General features: G+C 36.6%; 5 protein-coding genes and 3 pseudogenes. 6 read left to right on the forward strand and 2 right to left on the reverse strand.

What is annotated here, in order from left to right; all coding sequences use genetic code 11:
* The first annotated feature begins 50 nt into the window (after positions 1-50).
* Positions 51-1,637, forward strand: a complete 1,587-nt coding sequence (locus MUA40_RS01135) for an SdrD B-like domain-containing protein (RefSeq protein ID WP_167732875.1) — start codon at positions 51-53, stop codon at positions 1,635-1,637.
* 599 nt (positions 1,638-2,236) lie between these two features.
* Here MUA40_RS01135 and MUA40_RS01140 read toward each other — a convergent pair.
* Complete coding sequence (locus MUA40_RS01140; RefSeq protein WP_016425960.1) at positions 2,237-3,409, reverse strand: LysM peptidoglycan-binding domain-containing protein; 1,173 nt, start codon at positions 3,407-3,409, stop codon at positions 2,237-2,239.
* Between the two features lie 415 nt (positions 3,410-3,824).
* Here MUA40_RS01140 and MUA40_RS01145 point away from each other — a divergent pair, with 415 nt between their 5' ends.
* Positions 3,825-5,582 (forward strand): SdrD B-like domain-containing protein, encoded by a 1,758-nt coding sequence (locus MUA40_RS01145; RefSeq protein ID WP_126496590.1) that lies wholly within the window; start codon positions 3,825-3,827, stop codon positions 5,580-5,582.
* Positions 5,583-5,697: 115 nt separating this feature from the next.
* Here MUA40_RS01145 and ssuE read toward each other — a convergent pair whose 3' ends face one another.
* Positions 5,698-6,237, reverse strand: a complete 540-nt coding sequence (gene ssuE / locus MUA40_RS01150; protein ID WP_016425962.1) for an NADPH-dependent FMN reductase — start codon at positions 6,235-6,237, stop codon at positions 5,698-5,700.
* Positions 6,238-6,678: 441 nt separating this feature from the next.
* Between ssuE and MUA40_RS01155 the strand changes: the two genes are divergently transcribed.
* The 4 genes and pseudogenes from MUA40_RS01155 to MUA40_RS12100 form a co-directional block, all read left to right on the forward strand.
* Positions 6,679-6,969: a hypothetical protein gene (locus MUA40_RS01155; RefSeq protein ID WP_016425963.1), complete on the forward strand. Its 291-nt coding sequence runs from the start codon at positions 6,679-6,681 to the stop codon at positions 6,967-6,969.
* A 333-nt stretch (positions 6,970-7,302) separates the two neighbouring features.
* Positions 7,303-7,392 (forward strand): annotated as a pseudogene (locus tag MUA40_RS12090) (YSIRK-type signal peptide-containing protein); the annotation flags it as partial.
* Positions 7,393-8,286: 894 nt separating this feature from the next.
* Positions 8,287-9,801: pseudogene (locus MUA40_RS12095) on the forward strand (SdrD B-like domain-containing protein); the annotation flags it as partial.
* Positions 9,802-9,840: 39 nt separating this feature from the next.
* Positions 9,841-13,236: pseudogene (locus tag MUA40_RS12100) on the forward strand (SdrD B-like domain-containing protein); the annotation flags it as partial.
* Between the last annotated feature and the right edge of the window lie 64 nt (positions 13,237-13,300).

The following is a 13,300-nucleotide window of genomic DNA, read 5'->3' on the forward strand; positions in this document are numbered from 1 at the left end:
ATACGAATGCAAATATAAAAATAATGAGAAATTGGGAGGTGTTTATTTTGGTGAATGAGAAATTTTTTGACAGGCCAAATAAACGCAATCAAAATCATATCGGTAGAAAAACTTTCGCAATAACAACATTATGCATGGGTTCAATACTATGTTTAGGGATGCATACACATGATGCTGAAGCTGCAGAAATGCCCAACGCGCCAGTTGAGCATGAAACACAAATAGAGTCTACTGGCGACCAAACGAAAGAAAATAGGGATTCAATACCTGAAAATCAGAGGCAAAAATTGCCAAATACGCAGACACGCGCACCTGAAGCAACGTCACTAAAACAAGGTGATGTGTCGAGTGAACAAGTAAGTAATCATCAAATGGCACAAACCTCACAGCCTCAAACTCAAGCGAGCCAAGCACCTATCCCAGCGCCAAAAATGCTCAGCGAGACGAACAATAGGCCAACAGAAACGCCCCAAGCTGATTCGACAGTGACACAAGTTCAGCCTCAAGGTGTTGAACTGAAACATACGAATCAAATCCCTTCAGGGCGCACTGCACCACAAAAGTCTAAAAACGATGTTAATGAGATTGGACAGGGGGCAAAAAGTGCTGTAAATAAAAGTGGAAGTCGAGATGACGCTGTACAAGGTCAACCGTACCGAATTGGTAATCAAGTATGGGAAGACCTCAATCGTAATGGCAAACAAGATGCCGATGAACCTGGCGTTAGAAATGTAAATGTGCGTTTAACAGACAATCGATATAAGCTGTTAAAAGAAACGCAAACTGATGCGAATGGCCGTTATCTGTTTACCGACTTAATTAACGGACGCTACTACATCTTCTTTGAAACACCTACAGGTTATACACCAACAAGAGCTTTTGCGAACGGGACCACCACGGATAACGACTCGAATACGCGCATCGATCTTGTTGATATTAACAATAAAGATGACTTAAGTGTTGATTTTGGTATCTATAAAGATTCGACTTTATCTGAATCCAATACCGATACCGAAACTGAAACACCAAATCAGCAAGTTCCACCAGTGCTAAACCCACAAATACCGGAGAGCCCGACACCACAGTCAGAGAATCCAACAACACAAGAGCCAGAAGCACCAAAACAACCGGAGAGCCCGTCACCGGAAGAACCAGAAGTGCCAAAACAATCAGAGAATCCGACATCTCAAGAACCAGAAGTATCACAACAATCAGAGGATTCAACACAGCAACAACCAGAAATGCCACAACAATCAGAAAGCTCAAAAACTAAAAATCCGGAATCTCACAAAGGTGTGACACCTGAAGAAATAGATACAGCACGAGTTTCATCTAGACTTATGAATATGTCTGCACAAGAACCATCATCAGAAAATTCGTACGTAATCCCTTCAGAAAAAGATGCACGTACATTCGTAAAAGAGTTAGAGTCTACATCAGAGAAACCTAAGAATAAACCTCAAAAGGATAGTCATCAAACAAAGGGTAGTCATCAGCATAAGGACAATCATAAGCACCCACACAAACGTGCTCTACCTGAAACCGGTATGAAACGGACACCGAAATCGTTTTGGGGATTACTATTATTAGCAATTGGTATTCTTTTTACAATTGGACAACGTGCTGGAAGAAAATAAATATAGAGGAGCCTGGGACATAAATATCAAAATAAATAGCTCGAAGATGATTTTGATAAAAATCGTCTTCGAGCTTCCTTTTATTATCATGCTTCGTATTATATAGGCTCGCTTTCCGAGGGGACAGCCTCAGCCTGTAGTCTTCGGCTCGTCCTGTTCCCTCAGGAGTCTCGCTATAAATACTTCGCTTATATATGTAATCATTCACCATTATACTTAAAAAATTAAGGCACTTTCGTATAATTTAATTCATCACAACAAAAACTAAATTAACGAGGTGCCTAAGGAAATTAGTCGCATCTAGTGCGGCTAAACTGATGATAAAAGGAAAAAATCCGAGATTTTTCGTTTTTTACGAAAACCTCGGATTTCATCGATTATTGAGACAATTTTATCTCAGGCTCTTTTGATGAAGAAATAATAGTAGTTTAGATTAATGTGAGTTTTTAAAGTGGATGTTTGACAGTAGATGACTGAATTGAGGGGAAACACTTACTTGTCCTCAATTCGAGTCATCCATGCCAAGCGAATGTATTGATTACATCCTTGTGTAAGTATAGGTATAGGGTATTAATAATGACCTTTTAATTGATAATAAATTAATGTGACTTTCTTTGGCGGCTAACCAAATAACCTCCAAGAGCAATGCTTAATCCTCCAAGTAAAGTTGTACCGAAAAGTGATTCATTTTCACCTGTTTGAGGTAAAGCTTTGATTGTTGAAGTTTCACTTGAGTGCTTTTCAGCAGGTAGGGCGATACGTTCACCTGGCAAAATCAAGTTAGGATTTGGCATGTGATTCTCTTGTTTTATTTTTTCTACAGTCGTACCTGCTTTTTTAGCAATTTCTTGAACCGTATCTCCCGGTTTCACAATATGTGTTGCGGGCTTTTTCGGTGTAGCATGACTTTCTTTCTCTTTTTGAGTCATTTGAGGTTTGTTTTTAGTATCTTGATGCTGAGGTTTTCCTGGTTTCTGTTCAGGTTGCTTAACCTCAGGGCTCTCTTTCATCTGAGGCTTTTCTTGAGGCGTAGGTTGTTCATCCTGCTTTGGTTTTTCTGGTTGCGGTGCATTCGGCTTTTCCTCTTTTTGAGGTGCGTCCTGTTTTGGTTTTTCTTGTTCTTGGGCATTCTTTTGGTTGAGAGCTTGTGCCTCAGATAAAATAGCCTCAGCTTGATCTGGATTTTCTTCTAATCGTGATAGAAACATATCACGTTGTGGTTTACTTAAATGAAGCAAGTTGCGAATTTGATCACCGAAGTGTATTTTCTTTAAAGATAAATTCACGCCTTGAGCTTGTGCGATAATTTGATCGATTTGTTCAGGGAATTGATTAATAACCGTAATGTACTGTTCGCGATCTTCATCATCTAAATACTTCAACTGATTAATTTGATTAATCGCGTTTTGTATTTTTGCTTGATTTGTATCATTTTGTGGCTGTGCATCTGCTTTCGGTTTTGCGTCACGTGCCGCATTAGCGAATTGGCTATTACGTTGCTGTGCTTCAGCAAGGATTTTCTCCTTATTACCCGGGTAAGCGATTAATAACTGCGTAAAATATTGACGATCTTCTGGTGTTAAATGAGACAATTGATTGATTTGATCAATAGCCTGTTGGATACTTGCTTCACTCACATCATTTGATTGTGGGGATGAAGGTGATGTTTCATCGGCTAAGGCATGTCCTGAAGTCAATAACGTGCTTGCTAAAATGAGAGAACCTACCCCAATGCTGAACTTTCGAATACTAAATGATTGAATCTTTTCCATATCTATTAAACTCCTTTCAATGATGGCGTTTACCTATTTCAAAATACAATATAGGTATTAAATATATGTATTTTATATGTAATATCATTTTAAAACAAAATGTTACTACTCTAATAAAATAAATCTATATTATAAAAATGTCCATTGTAATTTCACTCTTTTGTCACCTTATTCTACTTTCTAATTATTAACTTTAAGTTAATAATTTCGTTGATATGACAATAAAAACGAGCAAAAACAAGCCTCTTCAATGGTGCTAAATTATAAGAATCTTAACTTTTTATTATTCTAATGAAATATCAAAAATAGAATGTATAATTAAATTATCGTAAATAAAATTATTCTTAAATTGACCAATCATATTTATTTAAATGAAATGAATTTCACCATTAATTATTAGGAGGCAGTGATACCAGTGGAAAACAAAATGCGTATCAAAAGTAAACATCTAGAAAGTAAACATAACCGTTATGGTATTCGCAAAAGTACAGTAGGCACAGCGTCACTCATTGTAGGTGCAATCTTAGTTTTTGGTGTACAAAATGATGCACAAGCAGCTGAAAGCGAAACGAAAGAAGCGGTACAGCATGTCGCTGTAGAAAATACGGATACATCAAAAGTAGAAGAAGCGCCTCAAGTAGTAGAGGCATCTCAACAATTAGAAAAGGTTACACCTTCACAAATCGTTTCAGAAATAAAGCCACAAGCACAGCAAGTTGATCAAAAACAAGCTGACGCGACTTCAAATGAAGTTCAACCACAAAATCAAGCTGAAAATCGTGGAATCGAGTCAACAAAAGAACATGCAGTTGTAGATAACAATGTAGTTTCTCAACCTAATAACAGCCAAGCTGTTGCACATCAACCATCTACAAATACACATGAAAAAGAAGCACATTCTTCAAAATCTGAAGTAGAAAAAGCTGAGAACTTCCGTATTGGTAATCGCGTTTGGGAAGACGTCAATAAAAACGGCAAGCAGGACGCAGGTGAGCCGGGTGTCGCAAATGTGAAAGTAGAGTTGAGAGACAAGAATCATCAATTATTACAAACTGTTCACACAAATGGCAACGGCGAATATATTTTTACTGGTGTCAAAAAAGGTGCGTATTTTATACAATTTCACACACCTGAAGGCTACAAACCTACAGTAACGCATGCTACTTCTTCGACTATGGAAAACGACTCTAATGGAAGACGAGCATTCGTGGAAAACGTCGATAAAGATGATTTGACTATTGATTTTGGGTTAATCAAAAATACGAACGAGGCTGAAAAAATATATAAAATAGGTGATTTTGTATGGGAAGATGTCAATAAAAATGGTAAACAAGATGTAGGCGAACCAGGTATTGCTGGTGTAACTGTTATCATTTTAAATGACAAAGAGGAAGAAGTCGGACGTACAGTTACTGATGCACAAGGCCACTACGTTTTTGATCATATTAAGAATGGAAGATATTCAGTTCTTTTTGAAACACCAAAAGAATATGAACCAACGATTGACCGTGCACCGAATGTTACACAAGATTTAGATTCTAATTACATAAGCTCAGTTGTTGATATTAAAGATGGTGACAATTTAACAATTGATAGTGGTTTCTTTAGAACGCATCCAGCACCACCTGCGCCAGAGGAACCTAAAAAACCGGAAGAACCTAAAGCACCTGAACAACCAAAACAACCAGAACAGCCAGAAAAACCAGCACCAAAAGTACCAGAAAAGCCAATAGAACCTAAAAAACCTATGCCTGAACAACCAGAAATGCCAAAACAACCAGAGAAACCAGAACAACCGGCACCGAAAGCACCAGAAAAGCCAATAGATCCAAAAGAGCAGGCACCAGAGCAACCAAAAATGCCAAAAGAATTAGTGCCATCTTTACCAAAAGCACCGGAAGACTCAGCAAAACCTAAAGAACTTGTCCCTGCGTTACCAGAAGTGCCAGGACATGAAAAACAACAACCAAGAACACCAGGAAATAAAGAAATCGTTATTCCTTCACAACCGCTTGTGCCGAGTGAACCAGCGGATAAAAAAGGTAATCCGCAACCAACATTACCAAATACAGGTAAGGAAGAAAGCGATACAACATTGTGGGGGTCACTTTTAATCAGTTTAGGCGCACTGTTTGCTGTTGTGAGACGCCCAAAAAGAGCGAATAAAGAATAATTAAACTAGCACAAAAAGTCACAAATGGGTTGAGACATTTAAACATCTCAACCCATTCATTTTTGTATATAATATCGTAATCTCAATCGTCCTTGCTCGGGCGAGACGATGAAATCTAATCACTCACGTGTGATTCATCGTTTACAAATTTTTTAAGTACTTTATTTAATGATGCCTCTGCTTCTTGATCAAAGACGTAATGACCATCCTCAACATAAGAAATATGCTGATCAAGAATAAAACGACCTTTATGAATTGTATCCGCACCTAACTCTTTAATAACAGGATCCAAACTATACTGCATCGCAAGTGTGTGTGCAAATGAGCCACCAACGGCTAGAGGTAAAACTGTTTTACCTGTAAAAGCACCACGTGGTAATAAATCTAAATACGTTTTCAAAATCCCTGAATAAGCTGCTTTAAATACTGGCGAGACGATGACGATACCGTCTGAGTTTTCGATTGATTGATGTGTTGCAGTAACCGATTCACTTGTAAAATCAGCTGTGATTAATGCTTTAGCATCTAATTGATGCACTTGAATGACCTCTGTCTCTATTCCTCTTTGATTAAGAAACTGCTCTGTATAGTCAATGACACCTGTCAATCGAGATGCCACCTTATGACCGCCTGCAATAATCGTTACTTTTGACATTTAAAATCCCCCTTTATTTAATTTCACAAAGACTTACTCGCGAAAATTTTGCATCAAATATGATTCATACCATAAGTATAACATCTTCAAAGTATGGCCTTAAGTCATACTCATTTGAAATATAAACTGTAGAATCTTTTGAAGCATACATGAAATTTGAAAGATTAAAATTAAGAGAAAATAGAAAATGAATACATAATTAGTAGAATAAAAATGTATCTGTTCTAAAGGAATGAAATAATACATTTTTATAAGAGGTTAAAATCTTAATTAAGAAAAAACTGAAAACAAAAATAAAATGAATTTTATAAACAGCTATTATAACATTAATATATTTGCCGTCTCAAACATTAATTTAAAATTTAATAAGTATTACAATATTAATGACATAATATGTCTACCTTGTTTATTACAATGTAGTTATGTCATGAGGAGGAGCGTATGAATCAACCTTATCGATTATTATCCATTTATACTGACTTGATATTAGGGAGAGAAGTTAACAAAGTCTATGTTGCCAACGAGTGGGGGGTGAGTTGTAGAACAATTCAAAGGGATATTGCACATATTCGGAATTATATGCATGAAAGTGAAGAGTGGCACATTCTTGATAACCCAGTAATATATGACCATGAAACAGATAGCTACTATTTAAATAATGATATAACAGAAAATAGAAATTACTATTTTGATCATGCTATAAAAATGATTATGAAAAACAAAAACGATTAACTGATTAAATATAATTATTAGAATTCAATATTTATATGATTATTATAAACAAAGTAGAATCTCAGCTACTATCAACTAAAAACTTTTAACTAATACTGTATATCTCTTATTAAATTCCGAAAAAAAGTAATATCCTAATAATCTGATTTTGTTTTGCATTGTCTTAAAAAATTAATTTCGATTGTTTATAGCCTTGTATAAAAGCGTATACACTATACTTGATGAATTAAAAAATCAAAATTAATAATGCTTAATTTTTTTTGCAGTTTTAACTATTTACATTAAATATTATAGCTTATATTTTACATTTTATTTTTGGAGGAAAGTTTATTTATGAAAAAGAATCAATTAGGTGGAATATCGCCTAACAAACAAAATAAGTATTCAATTAGAAAATATACAGTGGGAACAGCATCTTTATTGATTGGATCAACGTTAATCTTCGGTGTTCATGCTAAAGATGCAAATGCAGCAGAAGAAGTTGCCAAACAAACATTATCTGCTGAAGAAAATAAAGAAGAATCGGTAAATCAATCAAAAGAATTAAACGATGAAGAAATTCCTCAAGTCAATGAGCAAAAGGGCGATGTAACTGAAGAGGAAAATGTTGTAGAAGATTTACCAGAGGAAGAGAACGTGACAGAAGAAGCTGATCAACCGAAGCAAGAAGAGAAGACTGTCGAAAAACAACAAAGTGAAGATAAAACCGCATCAGAAAAGCCAGATACTCCTACACAAAAATCCACAGAAAAAGCACCATCGGTTGACGAAAATAAAGAAACACAAGCAACAACATCTGAGCGTAAAGCTACAGAATCAGCAAGTGATGTAGCTCCTAAAGATGTAAATAACAGTACGGAAACTCAAGTCCCTGTAAATAACGAAAAAGCAGCTTCAGCACCTCAAGCAAATGGTTTAGCTGATACTGTAAAACAAGTAGCTTCATTAACAAGCAATCAAGAAAAAGAAGCAGAATTAGTAGATTACTACTCTAAAAATGCAGGCGTGAGTTCAGAAACTGCGAAACAAGTTGTACAAGGGATGAACCTTGATTATCAAAATCTTGATTCTGATCAACTCACAGCAGAAATGTTAATTGCACTTGCAAACAAACAAGAGAAAAATACACCAAAAGCAACACCTGTTTCATTAAGACCAAGAAGTGCAATGATGAGAAGTACTTCAATTTCGGGCGTTAATGAAGCTAGGTTAACTGGTAATGATGTGAACAACTTAATTAATTCGAAAACAACTCTAACTGTTAACGATTCTGATAATAGTAATACAATCGAGCCTGGAAAAGATTCTATATCATGGAAGTCAAATGTTTTAGTAGATGATAAAGTAAAATCTGGAGATTATTTTACAATTAAATATTCTGATACTATTCAAGCATATGGTTTAAACCCAGTAGATATTAAAAATATTGGTAATATATATGACCCAAATAATGGCGAAGTTATTGCATTAGCTGAACATGATACTGCTAATCATCAAATTAAGTATACATTCACAGATTATGTTAATAGATTTAACAACGTGAAAATGAATATGAATTATACATTATATATAGATCCGAAGACAATACCACAAAGTACAAAAGGTGTAGAATTTAGTGTGACTATTGGAGAACAAACTACTTCTATAGAGTCGGATATTATGTATAAAGGATATTCTGTTAAAGGTGATAACTCTATTGGATCTGCATTTTCAGACACAATATCTAATAAAGGAAATAAAGAGAATCCGGGAAGCTATAAACAAACAGTATATGTCAATCCATTAGATAAAAACTTAAAAAATGCTAATTTGACTGTAAGAGCTTATGCGCCTAATGAACCAACAAATATCGGTCAAATTAATAAAGAAGTTACAAATATTAAAATCTATCAAGCCCCTAAAGGTTACAAATTAAATGAAGGATACTATGTGAATACATCTGACCTTAAAGACGTAACTGAACAGTACAAGACAAAAACGATATTTAGTCCTAATGAGACGGTTGATATAGCATTAGGTAATATTAATTCTCCATATGTAGTAGTGATAGATACTAAATTTAAATATACAGAATCTGAGACACCAAAGCTAATTCAATTTGCAAAGTTGTCCTCTGATGGCAATATCTTTGTATCAACAGGTAATGGTCTTGGTTTCACAGGAAGTAGTAGTGGAGGTACAGGTGAACCCGTATATCGCGTAGGCAACTATGTATGGGAAGATAATAACCATAATGGAATACAAGAGTTAGGTGAGACCGGTGTAGGAAAAGTAAAAGTTGAAGTTTATAATACTGTCGATAATAAATTAGTTGGAGAAGCGATAACAAAAGAAGATGGATCGTATTTAATTCCAAACCTACCGAACGGTAAATATAGAGTAGAATTTTCAAATCTACCTAATGGATACTTAGTTTCACCAACATATGAAGGCGATAATGACAAACTAGATTCAAATGGGTTAGTGTCAGAAATTACTATAAACGGTGAGGATAATTTATCAGCGGATTTAGGGATTTACAAGCCAACATATAGTCTTGGAGATAAAGTATGGGAAGATACAAATAAAAACGGGATCCAAGATGATGGTGAAAAAGGCATCAGAGATGTCAAGGTAACATTGACAGATAAAGATGGAAAAGTAGTTGAGACAAAAACAGATGAATCTGGTAATTATAAGTTTGAAGGATTAACAAACGGAGACTATACAGTAAAATTTGAGACACCGTCCGGATATGAGCCAACAGTAAAAGATCAAGGCGGAAATGATGAAAAAGACTCAGATGGAACAGAAGTAACAGTAAAAATTAATGGAAAAAATGATTTAACAATTGATTCTGGCTTCTACAAACCAACATATAGTCTTGGAGATAAAGTATGGGAAGATACAAATAAAAACGGGATCCAAGATGATGGTGAAAAAGGCATCGGAGATGTCAAAGTAACATTGACAGATAAAGATGGAAAAGTAGTTGAGACAAAAACAGATGAATCTGGTAATTATAAGTTTGAAGGATTAACAAACGGAGACTATACAGTAAAATTTGAGACACCATCCGGATATGAGCCAACAGTAAAAGATCAAGGCGGAAATGATGAAAAAGACTCAGATGGAACAGAAGTAATAGTAAAAATTAATGGAAAAAATGATTTAACAATTGATTCAGGCTTTTACAAACCAACATATAGTCTTGGAGATAAAGTATGGGAAGACACAAACAAAAACGGAATTCAAGATGAAAATGAAAAAGGTATAAAAGGTGTTAAAGTAACGCTTAAAGATAGTACAGGCGAAGAATTAGACACTACTGTAACAAATGATAAAGGTGAATATGAATTCAAAGACCTTCCAAATGGTGAATATCAAGTAGACTTTGAAACACCAGAAGGCTATGAGCCAACATTAAAAGATGTCCAAGACGACAAACTTGATTCAGATGGACCAACAAACGCGAAAGGTATCATCAAAGATGGCGATAATTTAACAGTAGACCAAGGTTTCTACAAAAAAGAAGAGCCACCAGTCCAAAAACCAGCGACATACAAAGTTGGGGACAAAGTATGGAATGACACAAATAAAGATGGCATCCAAAACTTGAACGAGCCAGGCATCAGCGGTGTAACAGTGACGTTGAAACAACCGGATGGCACATTGATCACAACAAAAACAGACAAAGACGGTAACTACATCTTCAAAGATTTACCGAATGGTAAATACGAAATCAGCTTTGAGACACCAGAAGGTTATGAAGCAACAACAACGAAAGCAGGAGACGACAGAAGATTAGATTCAGATGGAAAAACTGTTACAGTTGAAGTGAACAATGCCGATGATCTCACAATTGATAGCGGCTTCTACAAACCAGTGGTAGAGCCACCGAAAACAGACGCAACATACAAAGTCGGTGACAAAGTATGGAATGACACAAACAAAGATGGTATTCAAAACGCAAATGAATCAGGAATTGAAGGCGTAAAAGTAACATTAACAAAAGCAGATGGAACAACAGTAGAAACAAGAACAGATAAAGATGGTAATTATATCTTTACAGATTTACCGAATGGTAAATACGAAATCAGCTTTGAAACGCCAGAAGGTTACGAAGCAACAACAGCGAATGTAGGAGACGACGCATTAGACTCAGACGGAACAAAAGTTGAAGTTGAAGTAAACAATGCAGATGATCTTACAATCGATAGCGGCTTCTACAAACCAGTGGTAGAGCCACCGAAAACAGAGGCAACATATAAAGTCGGAGACAAAGTATGGAATGACACAAACAAAGATGGCATTCAAAACGCAAATGAATCAGGAATTGAAGGCGTAAAAGTAACATTAACAAAAGCAGATGGAACAACAGTAGAAACAAGAACAGATAAAGATGGTAATTATATCTTTACAGATTTACCAAACGGTAAATACGAAATCAGCTTTGAAACGCCAGAAGGTTACGAAGCAACAACAGCGAATGTAGGAGACGACGCATTAGACTCAGACGGAACAAAAGTTGAAGTCGAAGTGAACAATGCAGATGATCTTACAATCGATAGCGGCTTCTACAAACCAGTGGTAGAGCCACCGAAAACAGACGCAACATACAAAGTCGGTGACAAAGTATGGAATGACACAAACAAAGATGGTATTCAAAACGCAAATGAACCAGGAATTGAAGGCGTAAAAGTAACATTAACAAAAGCAGATGGAACAACAGTAGAAACAAGAACAGATAAAGATGGTAATTATATCTTTACAGATTTACCGAATGGTAAATACGAAATCAGCTTTGAGACACCAGAAGGTTATGAAGCAACAACAGCGAATGTAGGAGACGACGCATTAGACTCAGACGGAACAAAAGTTGAAGTTGAAGTAAACAATGCAGATGATCTTACAATCGATAGCGGTTTCTACAAACCAGTGGTAGAGCCACCGAAAACAGACGCAACATACAAAGTCGGTGACAAAGTATGGAATGACACAAACAAAGATGGTATTCAAAACGCAAATGAACCAGGAATTGAAGGCGTAAAAGTAACATTAACAAAAGCAGATGGAACAACAGTAGAAACAAGAACAGATAAAGATGGTAATTATATCTTTACAGATTTACCAAACGGTAAATACGAAATCAGCTTTGAAACGCCAGAAGGTTACGAAGCAACAACAGCGAATGTAGGAGACGACGCATTAGACTCAGACGGAACAAAAGTTGAAGTCGAAGTGAACAATGCAGATGATCTTACAATCGATAGCGGTTTCTACAAACCAGTGGTAGAGCCACCGAAAACAGACGCAACATACAAAGTCGGTGACAAAGTATGGAATGACACAAACAAAGATGGTATTCAAAACGCAAATGAATCAGGAATTGAAGGCGTAAAAGTAACATTAACAAAAGCAGATGGAACAACAGTAGAAACAAGAACAGATAAAGATGGTAATTATATCTTTACAGATTTACCGAATGGTAAATACGAAATCAGCTTTGAAACACCAGAAGGTTATGAAGCAACAACAGCGAATGTAGGAGACGACGCATTAGACTCAGACGGAACAAAAGTTGAAGTTGAAGTAAACAATGCAGATGACCTTACAATTGATAGCGGCTTCTACAAACCAACACCAGAAGTCCCAACACCGGAAGTGCCGGAACAACCAGGTAACCCAGAAGTACCAACGCCAGAAGTACCGGAACAACCAGGTAACCCAGAAGTCCCAGCGCCGGAAGTACCGGAACAACCAGGTAACCCAGAAGTACCAACACCAGAAGTACCGGAACAACCAGGTAACCCAGAAGTACCAACACCAGAAGTACCGGAACAACCAGGTAACCCAGAAGTCCCAGCGCCAGAAGTACCGGAACAACCAGGTAACCCAGAAGTACCAACACCAGAAGTACCGGAACAACCAGGTAACCCAGAAGTCCCAGCGCCAGAAGTACCGGAACAACCAGGTAACCCAGAAGTCCCAGCGCCGGAAGTACCGGAACAACCAGGCAACCCAGAAGTACCAGCACCAGAAGTGCCAGAACAACCGGGTAACCCAGAAAAACCAGCACCGAATATGCCAGAACAACCAGGTCAGCCTAAAGTAGAAAAAGCGATGCCTTCTACACCTCAAAAGGCTGAAAGTAAACATAAGAAAGAAACATTACCTGAAACTGGACAAGAAAATGCTGGTCAAACGACACTACTTGGTGGCTTATTTGCTGCATTAGGTGGCGCATTCTTACTAGGACGTCGTCGTAAAGATAAAAAAGAACAATAATCAGGATACTGAATGATTGATAATGTTTGAATAACGCACCCCTAAAGTGAGTAATCCCTTTGCT

This window comes from Staphylococcus schleiferi (assembly GCF_025558325.1).
In the GTDB taxonomy this organism is placed as follows: domain Bacteria; phylum Bacillota; class Bacilli; order Staphylococcales; family Staphylococcaceae; genus Staphylococcus; species Staphylococcus schleiferi.

Bases quoted from the DNA above. Each gene is read 5' to 3' on its own strand.
- MUA40_RS01140 (WP_016425960.1), bottom strand. From the start codon at position 3,409: ATGGAAAAGATTCAATCATTTAGTATTCGAAAGTTCAGCATTGGGGTA.
- ssuE (WP_016425962.1), bottom strand. From the start codon at position 6,237: ATGTCAAAAGTAACGATTATTGCAGGCGGTCATAAGGTGGCATCTCGA.
- MUA40_RS01155 (WP_016425963.1), top strand. From the start codon at position 6,679: ATGAATCAACCTTATCGATTATTATCCATTTATACTGACTTGATATTA.